Origin of the sequence: Nocardia sp. NPDC049707, assembly GCF_040674855.1 — a bacterium.
GTDB lineage: Bacteria > Actinomycetota > Actinomycetes > Mycobacteriales > Mycobacteriaceae > Nocardia.
Map to the genome: position 1 here is coordinate 141,102 of NZ_JBFANN010000003.1, position 21,119 is coordinate 162,220.

The window sequence follows — 21,119 nt, forward strand, 5'->3', positions numbered from 1 at the left end:
ATGGCCTGTCGATTCACCGCATTCGCTCACGACTCGCTCCTACTCCAACTCTCTCGACCGACGTCGCGGCCCCGCGCAGTAGTCCGCGGTATCTCGCGCGAATCCGCCTGGTAACACCAGGTTTCGCCGATGCGTACGGGTGCTGTTTTTGTGGATTGTGCGTAACGCTCTCTCACGACCGTGGCTCCGGCCCCGGTGCGCCTTCCAGCTGCTCGTTGAGCACCGGACCGATGACGGCGAGTGACTCCGGTGTCGTCATGGCCGAATGTTTGCAAGGCAGGTCGTGGTTGTGGATGGTGCCGGTAACAAAGGGTGCCCACGCCGCGGCGCAGCGGGTCGGGTCGGTGTGGTTGATCTCGTCTTCGGCCGCGGTGAAGAAGAGCAGGTCACCATCGAAGGTCCGGGGCCGGAAGCCGTGGGCCAGGACGGTGCCATTGGTGTAGCCCGCGTAGAGGTGCTCCAGGTGTTCGACGGTCAAGGCCGCGAACGGTCCGGGACGCGAGCGCAGCAGTTCGGCGGCGTCACGCAGGGTCATGCGCGGGTCGAGTTCGGCGGCATCGGCGGCGCTGCCGAATTCGCCGATGATCTCGGCCACCGTGGGGATCGCATGCTCGAGCCATTGGTCGGTCAGCTGGTAGCTGTCCATCATCGACAGCAGCGCGACCTCTTCGCCCGCATCCTGCAATTGGACCGCCACTTCGTGCGCGATCAGGCCGCCCAGCGACCAGCCGAGCAGGTGGTAGGGCCCTGCGGGCTGGACCGACTTGATATGTGCCACATAACTTTCCGCGGCCTCGCTGATCGAATCGAACCCGTCCTCGCCCGCTACATGCGGTGCCTGCAATCCGTACACCGGACGGTCGGCAGCCAGATGCGCGAGCAGGCCCGAGTAGCACCAGGCCAGTCCGATCGCGGGGTGGATACAGAACAGCGGGGCCCGGCTCGCGTCGGTGCGGGCGCGGATCGGCAGTACCGGATCCAGCGCCGCGGCGATGGCCGCGTCGGCGTTACCGGCTCCGTCCAGCCGCGCCGCGATGGCGGCCGGGGTGGAATCGCCGAACATCAGCTGCACCGGAAGATCGATCCCGTTGGCGCGCAGCTGTGCTACGACCTTGGTGGCCAGCAGTGAGTTACCGCCGAGTTCGAAGAATCCGTCGTCGACACCCACTGTTTCAACGCCGAGCACCGTCGCGAAGGCGGCGCACAGCTCCACCTCGGTCGGGGTAATCGGCGCCCGATAGCCCTCGCTCGCACTGAAGACCGGTTCGGGCAACGCCTTTCGGTCGAGCTTTCCGACCGGGCTGAGCGGAATCTCGTCGATCAGCATGATCGATTGCGGCATCATGTAATTCGGCACCCGCTCGGCGAGATGTTCGGTGAGCTCGGCCGCGCTTAGCGTTATTCCATTGCACGGCTTCACATACGACACCAATGCCATCGCACCGGCGGGGGTCCGATGACCGATGGTCGTCGAGAACTCGACCGCCTCGTGTCGCGCAAGCGCGGCGTCGATCTCGCCGAGTTCGATACGGAAGCCGCGAATCTTCACCTGATGATCGGTGCGGCCGAGGTATTCGATTTCGCGAGCGGAGTCGGAGCAGTGTCCGAACCAGCGCACGAGATCGCCGGTGCGGTACATCCTTTCACCCGGCTTGCCATAGGGATTCGCGATGAACCGCTGCGCGGTCAGCCCAGGACGATTCAGATAGCCCCGCGCCAACGCACTACCCGCCAGATGCAGTTCACCGGCCACCCCGACCGGCGCGGGGTGCAGCCGCCCATCGAGGATGGTCGCGTTGACGCCGCGAATCGGCCCACCGATCGTGATCGGTCCGCCCGGCGTCATGGGCTGGGAAATCACCGTGACAATCGTGGTCTCCGTCGGCCCGTACACGTTGTACAGATTGCGTCCGGGTGCCCAACGCGTCACCAGTTCCGGCGGCAGCGCCTCGCCGCCCACCAGCACATGCGCCAATTCGGTGACGCCAGTCGGATCGACCGTGGCCAGTGCCAAGGTGGTGATGAACGCGTGGGTAATTCCCTCGTCGATGAACACCTGGCCGAGTTCGGTTCCGCCGACCACACCCGGTGGTGTGATCACCAGCGTCGCCGCCCCACCCAGTGCAAACAGCAGGTCGAGCATCGCGGCATCGAAGCTCGGCGTCGCAAAATGCAGGACCCGGCAACCGGGGCGTACCTCGAAGCGCTCCGCGGTCTCCGCGGCGAAGTTCGACAGACCACCGTGGGTGACCACGACGCCCTTTGGTGTGCCGGTCGAGCCGGAGGTGTAGATGACGTAGGCCGGATTGTCCACCCGCAGTACACTGGTCCGCTCGGCGGGCCGGATCGGCACATCAGACGTATCCCGCACTCGCCCACGGAATTCGGCATCGTCGAGCACGATCCACTCGGCATCGCCGGGCATCTGATCACGGTACGCGGCGAGCGTGATCCCCAGTGCCGCACCGGAATCGGTGAGCATATAGGAGATCCGCTGCGCCGGATACAGCGGATCGACCGGCACGAATGCCGCACCCGCCTTGGCCACCGCCAGCATCGTCGCAATCGATTCGACCGAGCGCGGAATCCCCAATACCACTAGTGTTTCCGGTCCGACCCCGGATTCGATGAGCACCCGTGCCAACCGGTTGGTCCACCGGTCGAGCGCGTCGTAGCTCACCTGGGTATCGCCCGAGCGCAGCGCGATGGCGTTGCGGTCGACATTCACCGCGGCCTCGAACACCTCCGGGAAGGTGACCGGGCGGTCCGCCTCGGTGCCGCGCACCGGGGCCAGCCCGGACCATTCTGCGGGATCGAGCAGCTCGAGATCCCCCACGGCGGTGGTCGGGTTCGCGGCGACGCCCGCCAGCAGCCGAACCAGTCTCCGGCCGAGCCGCTGCGCGGTCTCCTCGTCGAACAGATCGCTCGCGTAATTGACCGACAGCTTTATGCCGTCGGGTTCCCTTGTGCTGGTGTGGGATTCGGTCAGCGTGAACTGCAGATCGAACTTCGCGATACCGGTGTCGACATCCTCCGCCTCGATGCGCAGCCCGGGCAGCTCGAGCACCTGCACCGGCTGGTTCTGCACCGAGAGCATCACCTGGAACATCGGGTGATGGGCCTGCGAACGGACCGGATTCAGCACCTCGACGAGCCGCTCGAACGGCAGATCCGCATGCGCGAACGCGTCCAGATCGGTATCGCGCACGGCGTGCAGCAGGTCGGTGAACCTGGCGTCCGGATCGATCCGGGTGCGCAGCACCAACGTGTTGACGAACATGCCGACCATCCGATCCAGCTCGGGATGGCCGCCGCGGCCGGCGATCGGCGTACCGACGGTGATGTCGTCGGTCGCGGTCATCCGATGCAGCAGTACCGCGAGCGCGGCGTGCAGCACCATGAACATGCTCACGTTATTGCTGGCGGCAATCGTTCGCAGTTCCCGATGGGTCAATGCGTCGATCACGCACTCGACGTTGCCGCCGCGATAGGTCGGCACGGCCGGGCGCGACCGGTCCGCGGGCAGGTTCAACAGCTCCGGAATCCCGTCCAGGGTGCCGCGCCAGTAGTCGAGCTGGCGGTGTACCACCGAATCGGGATCGCCCTCGGTGCCGAGCGTATCCTGTTGCCAGAGTGTGTAATCCGCGTACTGGATCTCCGATTCCGGCCAGTCCGGCGCCAAGTCGCCGCGTGCGGCCGCATAGGCGGCGGCCACATCCGCGGCCAGAGGTGCCAGCGACCAGCCGTCCATCGCGATGTGGTGCACGACGAGCACCAGCACGTTCTCGGTCGACTCCCCCAGTTGCGGGTCGCTGGATTCGTCCGGCTCGACCTTGATGAGCGCGGCACGCATCGGCACGGTCGAGGCGAGATCGAATCCCGGAGCGGCAAAACTCTGTACCGCGCCCGGTATTTCCGACGATGACATCGACACGACGAACGGCGTGATGGCGGCATCGGCCGGGTCGAGAATCCGCTGCGTGGGTACCCCATCGACCTCCGGGAAAACCGTCCGCAGCGTCTCGTGCCGCTGCTGCACCGCACACAATGCCCGCACCAGCGCATCGACATCCAGCTCACCGCGCAACCGCAGCACCAATGGGATGTTGTAGGCCCCGTCGGCATGATCCGCGCCGTCCCCGATCCGGTTGAACCGGTTCAGGAACCACAGTCGATACTGCGCCGCCGACAACGGAATCCGCTCCGGCCGCTCACGACGCACCAACTCCGATCGGATGTCCGCACGGGATCCGGAATCGAGCAGCGTCGCTAGTTCGGCCACCGTCGGCGTGCTGAAAACGGTGCGCACCTCCAGCCGAGTATTGGTCGCTACCGCCAGCCGAGCCACGAGTTGGGTTGCCAGCAGCGAATTTCCGCCGATCTCGAAGAAGCTGTCATCGGCGTTCACGACCTCGGCACCGACCAACTCGCCCATCACCGCGGCGACCAGCCGCTCGGAGTCGGTCGCAGGGGCTCGCTGCGCCGTGCGCGCCATCAACTGCGGTTCCGGCAGCGCGGCGACGTCCAATTTGCCGCTCGGGGTCAGCGGAATCCCGTCCAGCACAGTAATACTCGCCGGAACCATATGCGCGGGAAGCTGTTCCTCGACATGGGCGCGCACCGCATCGATATCCGGTACGGTCGCGTCGGCGGGCTGAATGAACGAGACGATCCGATCCGCACCCGCGATATGGCGCACCTCGGTGTGCGCGAACCGCACCTGCTCATGGGTGACGAGCGCACTGGTGATCTCGCCGAGTTCGATGCGGAAGCCGCGCACCTTGACCTGATGGTCGCTGCGTCCGAGATAGACGATCGCGCCCGCGGCATTCCAGCGCACCACGTCACCGCTGCGGTACATCCGCGATCCCGGTGGTCCGAAGGGGTCGGCGACGAATCGTGTCGCGGTGAGTTCGAACCGATCGAGATATCCACGCGTGACACCGAATCCGCCGAGGTACAGATCGCCGGGCACACCGATCGGGACCGGGCGCAGCCGCTCGTCGAGCACCACTGCCCGCGCACCGCGCACCGGGGTGCCGATGGTGATCGGTTCACCGATCGCCATCGGCTCGGAGATCGTGATGACGATGGTGGTTTCGGTCGGCCCGTATCCGTTGTGCATCTGCCGTCCCGGCGCCCAACGGGCCACCAACTCGGGACCGAGGGCCTCGCCGCCCACCATCAGCGCACGCAGGTGCGGCAATGACCACCGTTCCCGATCAATGGTGGCCAGCGCGGCCGGGGTGATGAACATGTGGGTGACACACTCACGCTCCATCAGGTCGGCCAGTTCGTCGCCGCCGTAGACATCGGTCGGAACGATCACCATCGTCGCACCGGATCCGATCGCGAGCAGCAGATCGAGAATGGCCGCGTCGAAGCTCGGGGAGGAGAAATGCAGCGTGCGCGAATCCTTGTCGATCCGCATCCGATCGCGGAGCTCGTCGCCGAAGTTCGACAGGCCGCTGTGTGTGACAGCGACACCCTTGGGTTTACCGGTCGAGCCCGATGTGTAGATCACATATGCCAGATCGGCGATCTCGACGGGGCGCAGGCGTTCGTAGCCGTCGATCATGCAGTCCTCGAATTCGTCGAGTTCCTCGATGAATTCGGGCGCATCCAGCAGCAGCCAGTCGGTGCCCGCGGTCGCGGGCAGCAGATCGGCGTGCTCGACCAGCGTGACACCCACCCGGCACCCGGAATCGATCAGCATATGCCGCACCCGGTCGGCCGGATAGTTCGGATCCATCGGCACGAATGCGGCACCGGACTTGGCCACCGCGAGCATCGTGACGACCGAGTCGACCGAGCGGGTCAGGCCAAGGGCCACCCGGTCCCCCGAACCGAGCCCGCGCTCGATCAGCACCCGTGCCAACCGATTCGAGCGTGCGTCGACCTCCGCGTAGGTCAGCGAGGTGCCGCTCGCGCGAATTGCCGTGCGCTGCGGATGCATATGCGCGGTGGCGGTGAAGTATGCGGCCAGCGTGCACTGCGGCGTGGTCGCACCGCCGGTGGCCGGGGTGAGCCGGCGACGCTCGAATTCGGTGCGCACATCGATATCGCGGACCAGCACCTGCGGCGTCGCGGTAATGGCCGCCAGTACCGCCAGGAAGCGATCAGCCAGCGTGCTGATCGTCTCGGCATCGAAAAGCTCTGCGGCGTATACGAATTCGAAGGCATGCGCCCCCGCGTCCGGTCCGGCGTCGCGAGCGGCGGCCGCGACCCGCAGCTCCAGATCGAATTTGGCCAGCGCGATATCCAATTCCTCGGCACGCAGCGCGAGATCGGGTAGTTCGAGCGACGGCACCGGCCCGTCCTGCACCGTCAGCGCCACCTGGAACAGCGGCTGTCGGCTGCTTCCGCGCGCATCGCGCCCCAGCTCGTTGACGACACGCTCGAATGGAATATCCGCGTGTGCCATGGCGGCCAGCTCGTTATCCCGATCCGCGCGCAGCAGCACGGCGAACGAGATATCCGGGTCGACGTTCGAGCGCAGCACCAATGTATTGACGAACATGCCGACCAGCTCGTCGAGCTTCGTATCGGCGCGCCCCGCAATCGGCGTGCCGATGACGATATCCCGACCGCCGGTAATGAACCGCAGCATGACCGCGAGGGCCGAGCGCAGCACCATGAACATGCTGACACCCTGTCCGTGCGCGAGTTCGGCCAGCGCCCGCTGCATAGGCTCGGGCACGGTGAAGCGCACCGAACCTGCCTCCTGCGTCGGCTCGGCCGGCCGGAGCCGATCGTAGGGCAGCGGCAGTTCATCGGGCAGATCCGCGAGTGCGGTTCGCCAGTACTCGAGTTGCGCGCCCGCGAGGCTGTCCGGATCGGCCTCGTCACCGAGGTAGGCGCGCTGCCACAGCCCGAAATCGGTGTACTGCACCGGAAGTGGCGTCCAACTGGGCGCGGCACCCGCACGCCGTGCCAGATACGCCGTGGCCAGATCCCGCGTCAGCGGGCCGAGTGACCAGCCGTCGGCGGCGATGTGATGTACCACGATGCCGAGCAGATGCCGCCGAGAGTCTGTGCGCAGCAAGGTGATCCGCAGCGGGATGTCCTTGGTGAGATCGAATCCGGTGCGGGCCAGGGCTCGCAGTGCCTGTTCGGCGGCGCCTTCGTCGGTCGCGACCGGCTCGACCACCGGCATCGCCTCGACGGTCGGGAGCACCGACTGTTGGGCGCCGAGATCGTCCTCCGGGAATACGGTGCGCAGCACCTCGTGCCGCTCGACCAGATCGGTCAGCGCGGCGCGCAGTGCCGCCGCATCCAGATCGCCGTCGATCCGAATGACGAATGCGATGTTGTAAGCGCTCGATTCGGGTGAGAATCGATTGAGGAACCACAGTCGCTGCTGGGGCAGCGACAATGGAATGCGTCCCGGACGTGGGGTGTGCACAGCCAGCGCCAACCGTTGCGTCCGGGGCGCTTCCGTTATCCGCTCCGCGATACCGGCCACCGTCGGCGCCTCGAAGATCAGCCGCACCGGCAGGTCGACGCCGAATTCCGCGTGCACCGCGGCGGTGAGGCGGGTGGCCAGCAGCGAGTTGCCACCGATGTCGAAGAAGCTGTCCTCGGCACCGGTCACGGGACGGCCGAGGATTTCGCCGAATGCGGCGGCGACGCGCCGCTCCAGCTCCGTACTCGGGGCACGTGAGGTACCTGCCGCCGCGAAAATCGGTGCGGGCAGCGCCTTTCGGTCCAGCTTGCCGGCCTGGGTGACGGGCATCTCGTCGAGTACCGCAATCGAAGCGGGCACCATATAGCCGGGAAGCCGCTGACGCGCGGTCTCGGTGATATCGGCGGCGTCGATCGGTTCGTCCGCGGTCACGTACGCGACCAGGCGGGGCTGGCCGTGTTCGTCGGTGTGCACAATGGTGAGCGCGGCGGTCACACCCGGATGGGCGCGCAGGACATGGTCGATTTCGCGCAGTTCGATGCGGAAACCGCGGATCTTGATCTGATCGTCGGCGCGGCCGAGGAAGCGCAGCTGTCCGGCCGGATCCGAGACCACGAGATCGCCGGTGCGGTACATCCTTTCACCGCGCCTACCGTGTGGGTTGGCCGGGAAGCGCTGTGCGGTAAGGCTGTATCGGCCCAGGTAGCCGCGAGACAGGCCCGGACCGGACAGGTACAGCTCGCCTGGGGTGCCCGGTGGCACCGGATGCAGTCGACCGTCCAGCACGAACAACCGCATACCGCGCACCGGCATCCCGAGCGGCACCGGGCGCCCCGGCCGCATCGGGCCGCTGGCGGTGGCCGCGACGGTCGCCTCGGAAGGTCCGTACATATTGTGGATGCGGTGCCTGGCCGACCACCGTTCTACCAGCTCCTCCGAGCACGCATCACCGCCGACGATGACGGCCTCGAGCTCGTCGAGCCCCGCCTCCGGCACGGTGGCGAGGGCGGCCGGCGTGATGAACGCATGGGTGATCCGCTCCGCGCGCAGCAGATCGGCGAGTTCCGTGCCGCCGTAGATACCCGCGGGTGCGACCACGATGGTGGCGCCGGCCGCGAACCCGAGCAGCATCTCCAGCACCGATGCGTCGAAGCTGGGCGAGGAGAAGTGCAGCGTGCGCGCCGAATCCGTGACACCGAACAGATGCATCTGCTCTTGTGCGAGCGAGGCGATACCGGCATGGGTGATGATCACGGCCTTGGGCTTTCCGGTGGAACCCGAGGTGTAGATCAGGTAGGCCGGATGTCCGGTGCGCAGCGGGTAGCTGCGATCTGCATCGGTGACGGGATCGGTTGAGTGGCGGGCGGATTCGGCGATCAGCTCATCCGAACCCAGCACCAGCCAATCGACATCGTGCTTGCGGTGCCTGCCACGTGCGGCAGGCCAGGCAGGCATGGTGGCCATGGATTCCGCAACGGTCAACCCGAGCATGGCGCCGGAATCGGCGATCATGTGCCCGATCCGCTCGCCCGGATAGCTCGGATCGATCGGCACATATGCGGCACCGGTTTTCGCCACGGCCCAGATGGCCGCGATGGAATCGAGGCTGCGCGGCAACGCGATCGCCACCACGACCTCGGGTCCAGCACCATGCTCGATCAGCGTGCGCGCCAAGCGGTTCGACATCTCGTCGAGTTGGCGGTAACTGGTGTCGACGCCCTTGTAGCGCACGGCGGCCGCATCCGGCAGCCGCTCCGCGATATCGGTGAACAACTGCGCCAAGGTGATCGAGGGCTCGCCCGGGGCACCGGCAATCGGTACCAGCTTCGCGGTCTCGCGGGTGTCCAGGATATGCAGATCGCCGACCGGGCGATTCGGCTCGGCGACGACAGCACTGAGCATGGCGATGAAGCGCCGGGCGAACGATTCGACCGTGCGCTTGTCGAAAATATCGGTGGCATAGCCGAATTCGGCGTGCAGCGGTCCCTCGGCGACGCCGTCGTGCAGCTCGAGTTGCAGATCGAACTTCGCGATATCCGCGGCGATCGGCAGCACCCGCGCCTGCACACCGGGCAGGTCGATGCTCAAATCCGGTGCGCGGTCATAGGACAGCATCACCTGGAACAGCGGGTGCCTGGCGGCGGAGCGCGCCGGGTTGACGAGTTCGACCAGTCGCTCGAACGGCACATCCGCATTGGCGAAGGCATTGAGATCGGTTTCGCGGACCACATCGAGCATCTCGTCGAATCCGGCGGCCGGATCGACCTCGGTCCGCAGTACGAGTGTGTTGACGAACATGCCGACGAGATCGTCGAGTGCCGGATCCGAGCGGCCCGCGATCGGGGTGCCGATGGCGATATCGGTGCTCGTGCACAACCGCGCGAGCAGGATGGCCAGTGTGGCATGCAGCACCATGAACATGCTGACACCACGGCTGGCCGCAAGTTCGCCTGCGGCGCTGCGGATCTCGGGTGCGATGGTGAATTCGACCCGGCCGCCGTCGGTGGAGCGGCGTAGCGGGCGCGGACGATCCAGCGGCAGGTCGAGCTGGTCCGGCAGCCCGGCGAGGGCCGAGCGCCAGTATGCGAGCTGGCGGCTCAGCGCACTAGCCGGATCGGCTTCCTCGCCGAGCAGTTCGCGCTGCCACAGGGCGAAATCGGCGTACTGCACCGGCAGCGGGTTCCACTGTGGTGCGATGCCCTTCGCCCGTGCGGCTGCCGCGGACATCAAATCCCTGGCCATCGGTGCGACCGACCAGCCGTCACCGCAGATGTGGTGCAGCACGATGAGGAATACGTGCCGATCCGGTCCGGTGGACCACAGGGCCACCCGGATCGGGGCCTGGCTGCGCAGATCGAAGCCGTATCCGGCGAACTCCTCGGCGAGTGCGCGCACATCGGCGCCGGTCGCGTCGATCGGATCCAGGGTGAGCGGGATATCGGTGGCCGGATGTATGAGCTGGTACGGGCCTTCGGGCGCATCCGGGAAGGTGGTGCGCAGGGATTCGTGCCGTTCGATCACATCGACGAGTCCGGCACGCAGCGCCGCGAGATCGATGGGTCCGTCGAATTCGACTGCCAGCGGCATGTTGTAGGCGGCGGTGTGTTCGGCGAAACGGTTGAGGATCCACAGCCGCTGCTGGGCCAGCGACAGCGGAATCCTTTCCGGCCGTTCGACCGGTACCAGCTTCGGGGAGGACGCATCCGGGTTGTCGGTGGCAAAGCGTTCTATCAACGCGGTGATGGTCGACGCCTCGAACAGGTCGCGGATGGTCAGTCCGGTGCCGAGAGCGGCATTGATCCGCGCGACCGCGCGGGCGGCGATCAGCGAATTGCCGCCGAGATCGAAAAAGCCGTCCTCGACACCGATTCCGTCGATGCCGAGAACTTCGGCGAAGATACCGGCGAGCACCCGCTCCACCTCGGTGCGAGGTTCGACGGTGAGCTGGCCGGACGGGCGGTCGGCGACCGGTTCGGGCAGCGCATTGCGGTCGATTTTGCCGTTCGGGCTCAACGGTAGTTCGGCGAGCACCATCAGCACCGAGGGCACCAGGTAGCCGGGCAGCGTGCGACGCAATGCGTTCAGCAGCGCAGTCCTGTCCAAATTTTCCGAAAAGTCCGGGGCGGCAACGACATAGGCGACGAGTTCGTCGCCGGTACGACCACGGTGGGCGACGCAGACCGCACGAGCGACCCGTTCGTCGGCCAGCAGTGCCGCTTCGATCTCGCCGAGTTCGATGCGCAGACCGCGGATCTTGACCTGGAAGTCGCTGCGGCCCAGGTATTCGAGAACACCCCGCCCCGAACCCCCCTGATGACTACCGAGATCCGGATCGCCCTGCCAACGCGCCAGATCGCCGGTGCGGTACATCCGGGCGCCCGGGGTGAACGGGTTGGCCACGAAACGGTCGGCGGTCAACCGGGATTGGCCGAGGTAACCACGCGCCAGTTGCACACCAGCGAGGTACAGCTCGCCGGCGACCCCCGGCGGTACCGGTCGTAAGCGTGTGTCCAGGACGTAGGTCTGGGTGTTCCACACCGGCGACCCGATCGGCACGGTATCCGCATCGGCCGGGCACGACCAGTAGGTGACATCTACGGTGGCCTCGGTCGGCCCGTACAGATTATGCAGCTGCGGCCCGTGCAGAGCCTTGTGGAAATCACGAACGGTGGCCGCGGGCAACGCTTCACCGCTGCAGAACACCTGGCGCAACGTGGTGCAGCCGCGCAGGTCGGTATCGGTGACGAACACCGAAAGCATGGACGGCACGAAATGGGCTACGGTAATGGACTTTTCGGCGATTGTCCGGGCCAGGTAGCCGGGATCGCGATGGCCGTCGGGCATCGCGACGACGAGTCGCGCGCCGATCTGCAAGGGCCAGAAGAATTCCCAGACCGAGACATCGAAGGTGGCCGGGGTCTTCTGCAGCACGGCGTCGGCGTCGGCGAGCGGATATTCGTGCTGCATCCAGCGCAGCCGGTTGACGATCGCGGCGTGGGTCACGCCAACGCCCTTGGGCTTTCCGGTCGAGCCTGAGGTGAAGATCACATACGCGAGATGATCGGCCCGCAGCGGGGCGAGACGGTCGGTGTCGGTGATCCGATGGGCGGCGAAATCCGCGAGGTCGACGGTATCGATCGCCACCGCCTCCGCGGCAGCGGGGAGCGCGAGTTCGTCTCGGGTCGTGATCAATACGCAGACCGGATCGGCCTGTTCAAGGATCTGTTCGATGCGCTCGACCGGGTGATCTGCATCCAGTGGCAGGTACGCCGCGCCCGCCTTGACGATCGCATACATACCGACGACCAGTTCGAGGCTGCGCCGCAGGTACAGCCCGACCACCGTCTCCGGGCCCGCGCCGCGCGCGATGAGCAGTCGGGCCAACCGATTGGCACGCTCATCGAGTTCGCGGTAAGTCAGTGTCGCGTCTCCGAATTCGAGCGCGACCGCATCCGGGCAGGTCATCGCGCGATCGGCGAACAGGCCGGGCAGTGTCCCCTGCTGCGGCGCGGTCTCGGTGGCGTTCCAGGTGCGCACCACGCGCTGGTGCTCGTCATCGGTGATGGCGATGAGGCTCTCGGCGCGCGCATCGGGTTCGGCGGCGAGGAATCGGGTCAGGAAGTCCAGGAACCGACTATGGTGCGCGGTGACCTCGGACTCCGCGTAGAGCTGCGGATTGGCCTCGAAGTCGATATGGATGCGACCACCCTCGCCGTTGTACAGATTGATGGACAGGTCCTCGACCGGACCGGTGGCCAGCACATGCAGCGAGCCGAGCAGACTGCCGAACTTCAGCTCATCGTGGAACAGCATGATGTTGACCATCGGGCCGAAGAACCCGCGCGCATCGCGGGAGTAGCCGCAATCGCGGCGGATGTCATCGTGTCGGTAGCGCTGGTGGCGCAGCGCACCGGTGATCTGCAATTCGGCGGCGCGCACCACATCGCGCACAGTGGTATCGGCATCGAAGCGCACCCGGATCGGTACCACATTCGAGACCACGCCGGCGGAGCGACGCAGCGCGACCGTGGTCCGCGCCGACACCGGCAGGCTCAGGACCACGTCGGGATTGCCGGTGACCGACCGCACATAGGCAGCCAGTGCGGCGACGAACATGGTCGAGCTCTGGGTCTCGAGTTCGGCGGTGACCGCGGTCATGGCGGTCTCGGCGCGTTCGTCGAGGACTGCGCAAGCACGCCGCCGCCCCGCATCGGGGGCGGCGGTGAGGCCGTTCACGCTGGACAGCGTCATCGGTCCCCCCGCGCCCACCAATTGCTCGAGCCAGTAGTCGCGGTCGTTGCGGAACCGGCTGGAGTCGCGGTAAGTGGATTCGTCCGCATAGATGGTGGCCAGCGGTGCGGCTCGGGATACCGCGGGTTCGGTGCGGTTCTCCACCGCCGTATAGATCTCCGCGGTGCGGGTGAGTGCGTTCATCGCGCCGTAGCCGTCGATCACGATGTGATGGCCGCGTGCATACCAGATGTAGTCGGATTCGCCGGTCCGCAGCACGATGTTCGTGGTCAGCGGATCGTGCTCGAAATCGATCGGTGAGCTGGCGTGCTCATTCATCCAGCGCAGTGCGGCAGCGTGCGGATCGGGCTCGTCGCGCAGATCGATGCGGGCCCAGCCCGGGCGGCGCGCATGGTCGATCACCTGATGCGGGACACCGTCGATCTCGACCAGCCGCACGTGTCCGACCTGCGTTTCGACACCGAACCGTTCGATCGCGTACAGCAGGCGGCCGACGTCCAAATCGCCGTGGATCTCGACATACTGCGCGATGGTCAGCGGAACATCCGGGCGGATCCGTTGGGCGTACCAAAGGGCTGTTTGCGCAGGCGACAGTGCGAACGGTTGTGCCGGGAATTCACCGGAAGAGCATTGGTCGACGCGATCCGTGGCCAATGACTTCATCAATCACTCCTTCTGCCGCTGTTGATGCACAACTCCCCGAGCACCGCCACCGCAGGCGCGCACGCGCCAGCCGTAGGACGTGATCCACGCCCATAGATTCGGAGCATCTAATGCAGCGGATGGCCAGCGTTGCGGATTTGTTTCACTTCGAACGACGTTGGCAGCAAGGCACTTTCGCAGGCTATCTTTCTGCAAACTTTACAGATTCGCGCGGTCAACGGCAGAAATGCCGCAATAACGTCGAAGCCCGTCAGATCCCATTATAACCTAGCTAACTACAAGCTAACGCTTAGGGAAGACTGGAGGTCGGTTTTCCAGCCCCGAAACATACCAACTGTTTGGTTAGGGGAAGCCCCTATGCGTCGCGTTCAGCCGATCTTGCGAGCTCAGCCGACCGGCTGGTCCATGGTCGCCCGGTCTTTCGCGGACTCGCCGCGCGCCTTTCGCCGCCGGATAAAAGCCACCACCACGGCAGCAGCGGAAAGAATAACCGAGAGAAGTTCCGGTTGCGGGCCGAATCGGGTCGCGAGTGTCACGCTGCTCCGCAATGGCAGTTCGGCGACTAGGGCGTCGGGTACGAACTTCGGTGTCTGCTGCTGGACCGTGCCGTCCGCGGTGATGATGGCGCTGACACCGGAGGTGGCGGCGACCACGAGGGCACGACCGTGTTCGACGGCGCGGATCCGAGACATGGCCAGCTGCTGATAGGTCATTTCGCTGTCGCCGAAGGTGGCGTTGTTGGTGGGCACGGCCAGCAGTTGCGCACCCGCGTGCATGGAATCCTGGAAGGCTCGGTCGAAGGCGACCTCGTAGCAGGTCGCGACGCCGATATCGATGCCGTCGGCATGCACAGTGCCGTTACCGTTGCCGGGGACGAAGTATCCGGCGCGGTCGGCGTATTCGGAGAACAGGCGGAAGAAGCCGCGCATGGGCAGGTATTCGCCGAACGGCTGGATGATCTTCTTGTCGTGCCGCTCTCCCGGACCGGCCGCACCGTTCCAGACGATGACCGAGTTCGTTGTCGTGCGATCGCCGTTCACCAGTACCGCACCGACGAGGATCGGCGCGCCGATCTGCTCGGACGCCTCGGTGATCTCCGCGGCCGCGTCGGCATTGCGCAGGGGGTCGATATCGGATGAGTTCTCCGGCCAGATCACCACGTCCGGCTTGCGTGCCTTGCCCTCCGCGACCGCCCGAGCCAATTCCTCGGTGCGCCGGACATGGTTGTCCAGTACCGCGCGGCGCTGGGCATTGAAGTCCAGCCCGAGCCGCGGCACGCTGCCCTGGATGGCGGCGACCGTGATCGTCCGGTCGCCCTCCCCGGGGCCGGGCAGCGCGGTCCGCAGGATCACTCCGGTGACCGGGATGATGACCAGAGTCGCCGCCGCGGCGATAATTCCGAGGCAGGTCATGGTATTCGCACGGCCCGGCTCGGCAGCCGAAGGATTATCCGTCGGCGCGACTGTCGTGCGAGTCCACAAGTGCAGCAGCAGTGCAGCCGCGGCGGTTGCGGTGAGCGCCACCGCGAATCCGACGAGCGGCGCGCCACCGACCATGGCCAGCGAGAGGTACCACCCGTCGGCCTGTCCGAACGCCAACCGCCCCCACGGGAATCCGCCGAACGGAAAGCTCGATCGCAGCCACTCGGTGGCCGTCCACGTCAACGCCACCCACACCGGCCACCCCGGCAGCGAAAACAACGACCGCGCCGCGAGCCCGAATAGTCCTATATATAGGGAACACACTGCCGACAACGCGAGCCACGGCACCGGGCCCACGTAGATCCCGGTCCACGGCAACAACGGAACGAAGAACCCGAGCCCCGCCAGGAATCCGTACCCGAACCCCCCACGCAACCGCGCGGCGCCGCGCACGGTCAGGGTCAGCACCACGATCCCGATCGGCGCGAGGAACCAGAACGGCCGCGGCGGAAAGCTTCCGAAGATGAGCAGCCCCGAAACCACCGCCGCCACCGACCGACTAAGTACCGCGTACCGCCCGAGCGCGGCCGTTATGCGCCCCACGCCCGATGTTTCAGGCCTCATGGATGGTGACTCCGCGGTGGACGGTGCGCAAGCAGGTGGGCAGGGATGCGTTCGGATCGAGAGGCGGTAGGCCGGGGACGCGCGAGCGGGGGTCGGTGGACCAGCGTTGGACGGTGTCGGCGGCGGCTGCGACGACGAGGTCGGCGGCGTCCCAGATCGCATAGGAGGCGGGGGCCCCCGGAACCAGAGTGCCGGCGACGCCGTCGCGGATGCCGCCCGCGCGCCAGGCACCGCGGGTGGCGGCGGCGAAGGCGGCACGGGGTGAGAGGCCGTGGCCGGGGGTGCGGTGGTTGACCGCGGCGCGAACCGCCGACCAGGGGTCGAGTGGGGTGACCGGTGCGTCCGAGCCGATAGCGAGGGCGATGCCCGCTGCGGCCATAGCCGCGAACGGATTCAGGGTCGCGGCGCGTTCGGCGCCGAGGCGGGTGGCGTACATGCCGTGTGGACCGCCCCAGGTCGCGTCGAAACCCGGCTGGACACTGGCGATTACGCCCCACGCGGCCAGTTTCGCGATCTGATCGGCATCGATCATCTCGGCATGCTCGACGCGGTGCGCGCGGGACGCGACGGCCGGACCACCGAGTTCGGCGACCACGCGTTCGAACCCGGCGACGACAGCGTCCATCGCGGCATCACCGATGACGTGGAATCCGGCTTGGATGCCCGCCTCGGTGCAGGCGCGCACATGTGCGGCGATCGTATCGGCGTCGAGGTAGCCGAGACCGGTTCCGGCGCCATCGGCGTAAGGCGCGCGAAGCCGGGCACTGTGCGAACCGATCGAACCGTCCACGAACAGGTCGCCGCCGAGCGCGTGCACCCCGAGTTCGGCGACCAGCGCCCGCGCCTCGTCAGCGGTGCGCACCACCTCACCCCAATAGGCGCGGACTTCCACACCGTGGTCGAACTCGAGCAACTCACGAATATCGGTGCGCCCGGCAATCTCCGGTCCCCCACATTCGTGCACGGCCACGACACCGTGCGCGGCCGCCGCATCCAACGCCGCCTTGCGCGCCCGATCCCGTTGTGCGCGATCCAATCCCGAGAGAACCGCGGTGCGCACCAGGTGATGCGCGTCGGTGCGCAGGGGTGCACCGCGGGTGAAGCCCGATGCGGCTGCGACGGCCGCAGTCAACAACGCCGACGACACCACCGCCGAATGCGCGTCCACCCGTGACAGATACACCTGCCGCCCCGGCTGCACCGCTGCGTCGATCTCCTCGACTGTCGGCGGGCGACCTTCCGGCCATGCGGTCTCGTCCCAGCCGTCACCGAGAATCGCGCCGTCGGGATGCGACACCGCGAATGTGCGCAACAGGTCCAGGCAGTGTTCGAGTGAGCGTGCCGCCGACAGATCGAGTCCGGTCAGCTTCGAGCCCAACGCAGTGACGTGCACGTGCGGATCGACGAACGCCGGTGCGACAAAAGCACCGTCCAGGTCGATGATCTCCGCATCTGGATGCAGCGCGCGTCCGGGTTGTTCGGCGCCGAGCCACACCACGGTGCCATCGGTCACGGCCATTGCCGTCGCGTCGGGTGAACTCGAGCTATAGAAACGACCGCCGATCAGCAACTGGGTACTCACGAGAGACCAGTCTGCCGTATGCGTGTTTCAGTCGGTCGAGTCGGACAGCCTCCCCTACGGCGAAACGTCCGCGGGTTGTGCGAGCACCGCCATGACCTCCGCGTATTTTGGCGCCGCGCCACCGGGTGCGGCCCGCATACCCGCCTCCACCGCGATCAGTTCCAACCGCAATGCCGCAGCCGTGAATCCGGAAATCGACTGTCCCGCAGCCGCCGCGGCCTGCCGAACCGCCGCTGCCAGCTCCTCACTCACCGTGACGGTGAGTTCTTCGGTCGCCATCTGGCCACCCTAGTCCTTTGATCCGTCTCACAAAATGGGCACGAGGGTGATAGTCGGCACGGTTATCGAAGCGGCCTGATGTGAACCCGAACAGACGCGACGGACCCTTCCGAGCAATCGCTACGGGAGAGCGGGGCGAGTCGACGGGCGAGGGTCGTCGTACCACTCGGTGACGACCACGCCGTCGACCACATCGTCTCCGTCGATGATCACGCCGCGATACGGCATCGCCGCCGCCAGTCGGCCGAACCGGCGCGCCGCGAACGCGGCGACCAGCGGACGGACCAGGAAGCGGGTCGGCGGCAGCAGCAGGAGCAGCCCGAAGAACGAGGTGACCAGGCCCGGGATGAACATCAGGAACCCGCCCGCGGCGACGAGCGCACCGTCGGCGACCGCGGTACCCGGATTGATCTCCCCACGCCCGGCGCGCCGGAATTGTTCGAAGACGCGACGACCCTGGGAGCCGATGAGCAGCATGCCCGCGGCGGACCCGGCGATGAGCAGTAGGATGGTCGGCATCACCCCGATGAGGTGACCGACGCCGATCAGCGCGGCGATCTCGACGATGACGTAGAGCACGAACAGTATGGCGGGCATGGCGATCCTTTCGGACGATCTACCCGGTTCAACGTCGCACGGTCCGATTTTTCTCCCGATCGCTCCTGATAGCTCGCTGAGATCTCAGCCGCCTGGTCGCACCAGCCCGGTCTCATAGGCCAGCACCACCGCTTGAACCCGGTCGCGCAGACCGAGTTTCGTCAGCACCCGCCCGACGTGTGTCTTGACGGTCGCCTCGGACAGATACAGCTGCTCGGCGATCTCGGCGTTCGAGCGCCCTGCCGCGATCTGCTCCAGCACCTCACGCTCCCGCGCGGTCAGCACATCGAGCACCACCGGATCCCGCGTACCGCCCGGGTCATCGCCGATGAGCCGGTCCAGCAGCCGCTTGGTCACCTTCGGCGACACCACCGCATCGCCGCCCGCGACACTCCGGATCGCCGAGACCAGATCCTCGGGCGGCGTGTCCTTCAACAGGAATCCGCTCGCGCCGGCTCGCAGCGCGCCCAATAGGTGTTCGTCGAGATCGAATGTGGTCATCATCAGTACCCTGCAGCCGTCACCCGCCTCGACGATGCGCTGGGTGGCGGATACCCCGTCGACGACCGGCATCCGCACATCCATCAGCACCACATCCGGTCGTAACTCCTTGGCCCGGGATATCGCGGCGGCTCCGTTCTCGGCCTCTCCGATCACCTCGATGTCCGGATGCGCACCGAGCACCATCTTCAACCCCATACGCATGAGTTCCTGATCGTCGACAACGAGAACGGTAATCGGCACGTCCCTAATCTATCGGCCCCGTCCAGCGTGTTTTACGCACCGTGCGCGGCGCTGCATCGGATGCAATCGTGCATGACGCTCGCCGGTTGTCGGTCATGACACCAGGGCTGCATCCCGCGCGAAGGTGCGGTGGCGTAGTGCTAGACCATGGCCGCGGGGGTGGCGGCTACGAGACCACCGTCGATGAGCAGGTCCTGGCCGTTGATGTATGACGCCTCGTCGGAGGCGAGAAAGGCGACCGCGGCGGCGACATCCGCTGAGGTGCCGATGCGCCCCGCGGCCACGGTGGCGACGGCGGCGGCCTGCACGTCCGGCGAGGCTTCGGCATAGAACGCGGGAGTCCCGGTGTAACCCGGACTCACCGAGTTGACCCGGATGCGCCTGGGTGCCAGTTCGGCCGCCAGTGTGCGTGCGAGGTTGTGCACCGCCGCCTTGGTCGCCGAGTAGAGTGCCGCGCCGGGCCCGCCCCGATGCAATGCGAATGATGCGTTGATCACGATCGCGCCACCATCGGCCAGCAGCGGGAGGGTCTGCTGGATGGTGAAGAACGCGGCCTTGAAGTTGATATCGACGACCCGGTAGAACTCGGCCTCGGTGACATCGGCGACCGCCTGGAATGCACCGACGCCCGCATTGGCGAAAACCACGTCCAGGCGTCCGTAACGGTCCCGGATCGCGGCCGTCAACACGTCGAGATCGGCGAGATCGGCTGCGTCGCCGGGGATTCCGAGGACGCGATCGCCACCGTTCAGCTCTTCGACCGCCGCATCGAGGCGGGATTTATCCCGTCCGGTGATGACCACCCGCCCGCCCTCGTCGAGCAATCTGCGCGCGGTGGCCGAACCCATACCGCTGGTTCCGCCGGTGATCAGCGCGATCTTGTCGTCGAATCGGGAATTGCTCGGCATGGCACGACCTCTCATACAGTTGGATAGTTCAAAAATATATGGACAGTTCGACTGTATGTCAACAATCGAGCTATCCTGGGAGGTGTGATGACTGCACATCCCGAGCGGGATCGGATCGAGTTGGCGAATGTATTTGCCGCGTTGGGAAATCCGTTGCGGCTGCGGATCGTTCGAGTGCTCGCGGATGGGGCCGAGCACACCTGCGGTTCGATCGTGGACGGTGTGCCCAAATCCAATCTGACACACCACTATCGGGTACTGCGCGATGCGGGCATCATCTGGCAGCGGCCATCCGGACGAGAAACCTTGCAGTCGTTGCGCCGTGACGATCTCGACGCCCGATTCCCGGGTTTGCTGGATTCGGTGCTCGACGCGGCCCGCCGGGATCAGTCGGAGACAACCCGAATGTGATCACGGTTCGGCCGCATGGCGCGCGCGAAATTCGCGGTTACCGTACCCAAGTCGGGTTATGCCGTACTGTGCCCGCGTGCCGCCATCCGCCCTCCGCGATCGCAAACGAGAACGTACCCGCCGTGCCCTCCTCGAGGCTGCTGTCGAGCTTTTCGAGAACAGAGGCTATGAGGAAACCACAGTGGCCGATATCGCCGCCGTGGCCGAGGTCGGTACCCGGACCTTCTTCAACTACTTCGCCAGTAAGGAAGAGTTGCTCTTCCAGGAGCAGGACGAACGGGTGCGCGCCGCAGTGGCAGCCATTGCGACTCGTCGGCCCGGCGAGCGGCCGGTGGAGGTGCTGCTGCGCGCATTGCGTGCGGCGGGTGACAATCCCGGCGAACATCTCGTCGATGATCTGAGCGCGCGCATTGCCGCACTGCGCGCACAGGTTTCGCGCACGGTGCCCGCGGTGAGCGGGCGGGCCGCACATGCGCAACTGGTCGCCCAGCGCGAGATCGCGCGGCAGTTGCATATGGCATTTCCCGCCGAATTGGACGAGGTCGGCGCCGCCGCACTGGTCGGTGCCGTGGTAGGCGCGGTGTCCGGCGCGCTGACGGTGCTGTTCCAGAGTCCGGTGACCGGAGTCGACGGCGAGCGGCTGCATCGCCAGATCCACGAGACGACCTCGCGCGTACTGCAGCCGTGGCTCGCGTCGAATACCAAGATGCATGCCGGACCGATGCACTGATCCG

9 protein-coding genes are annotated in these 21,119 nt (G+C 66.3%); 2 read left to right on the plus strand and 7 right to left on the minus strand.

The window, feature by feature from the left end:
• Positions 1-172: 172 nt before the first annotated feature.
• From AB0J29_RS04965 to AB0J29_RS04995, 7 genes are all read right to left on the minus strand, one after another.
• Positions 173-13,819 (minus strand): amino acid adenylation domain-containing protein, encoded by a 13,647-nt coding sequence (locus tag AB0J29_RS04965; RefSeq protein WP_364779389.1) that lies wholly within the window; start codon positions 13,817-13,819, stop codon positions 173-175.
• 386 nt (positions 13,820-14,205) lie between these two features.
• The gene (gene lnt, locus AB0J29_RS04970; RefSeq protein WP_364779392.1) at positions 14,206-15,864 is read right to left on the minus strand and encodes an apolipoprotein N-acyltransferase; all 1,659 of its coding nucleotides are present in this window, start codon (positions 15,862-15,864) and stop codon (positions 14,206-14,208) included.
• Positions 15,854-17,446 (minus strand): amidohydrolase family protein, encoded by a 1,593-nt coding sequence (locus AB0J29_RS04975; protein ID WP_364779395.1) that lies wholly within the window; start codon positions 17,444-17,446, stop codon positions 15,854-15,856. Before AB0J29_RS04975 ends, lnt begins: the two co-directional genes overlap by 11 nt.
• Before the next feature lie 54 nt (positions 17,447-17,500).
• Complete coding sequence (locus tag AB0J29_RS04980) at positions 17,501-17,725, minus strand: hypothetical protein (protein ID WP_364779398.1); 225 nt, start codon at positions 17,723-17,725, stop codon at positions 17,501-17,503.
• 120 nt (positions 17,726-17,845) lie between these two features.
• A complete protein-coding gene (locus AB0J29_RS04985) occupies positions 17,846-18,322 on the minus strand; it encodes an FxsA family protein (RefSeq protein WP_364779401.1) in 477 nt (158 codons plus the stop codon).
• Between the two features lie 84 nt (positions 18,323-18,406).
• A complete protein-coding gene (locus AB0J29_RS04990) occupies positions 18,407-19,066 on the minus strand; it encodes a response regulator transcription factor (protein ID WP_364779404.1) in 660 nt (219 codons plus the stop codon).
• A 140-nt stretch (positions 19,067-19,206) separates the two neighbouring features.
• A complete protein-coding gene (locus AB0J29_RS04995) occupies positions 19,207-19,974 on the minus strand; it encodes a glucose 1-dehydrogenase (protein WP_364779407.1) in 768 nt (255 codons plus the stop codon).
• An 87-nt stretch (positions 19,975-20,061) separates the two neighbouring features.
• On the opposite strand from AB0J29_RS04995, the gene AB0J29_RS05000 reads away from it, so the two are divergent.
• On the plus strand, positions 20,062-20,385 hold the full coding sequence (locus AB0J29_RS05000) for a helix-turn-helix domain-containing protein (RefSeq protein WP_364779410.1): 324 nt from the start codon (positions 20,062-20,064) through the stop codon (positions 20,383-20,385).
• A 76-nt stretch (positions 20,386-20,461) separates the two neighbouring features.
• A complete protein-coding gene (locus tag AB0J29_RS05005) occupies positions 20,462-21,115 on the plus strand; it encodes a helix-turn-helix domain-containing protein (protein WP_364779413.1) in 654 nt (217 codons plus the stop codon).
• Positions 21,116-21,119 lie beyond the last annotated feature (4 nt).

Excerpts from the sequence above, each read along its gene's own strand:
- AB0J29_RS04965 (WP_364779389.1), bottom strand. The coding sequence starts at position 13,819 with ATGAAGTCATTGGCCACGGATCGCGTCGACCAATGCTCTTCCGGTGAA.
- lnt (WP_364779392.1), bottom strand. The coding sequence starts at position 15,864 with ATGAGGCCTGAAACATCGGGCGTGGGGCGCATAACGGCCGCGCTCGGG.
- AB0J29_RS04980 (WP_364779398.1), bottom strand. The coding sequence starts at position 17,725 with ATGGCGACCGAAGAACTCACCGTCACGGTGAGTGAGGAGCTGGCAGCG.
- AB0J29_RS04985 (WP_364779401.1), bottom strand. The coding sequence starts at position 18,322 with ATGCCCGCCATACTGTTCGTGCTCTACGTCATCGTCGAGATCGCCGCG.
- AB0J29_RS04995 (WP_364779407.1), bottom strand. The coding sequence starts at position 19,974 with ATGCCGAGCAATTCCCGATTCGACGACAAGATCGCGCTGATCACCGGC.
- AB0J29_RS05000 (WP_364779410.1), top strand. The coding sequence starts at position 20,062 with ATGACTGCACATCCCGAGCGGGATCGGATCGAGTTGGCGAATGTATTT.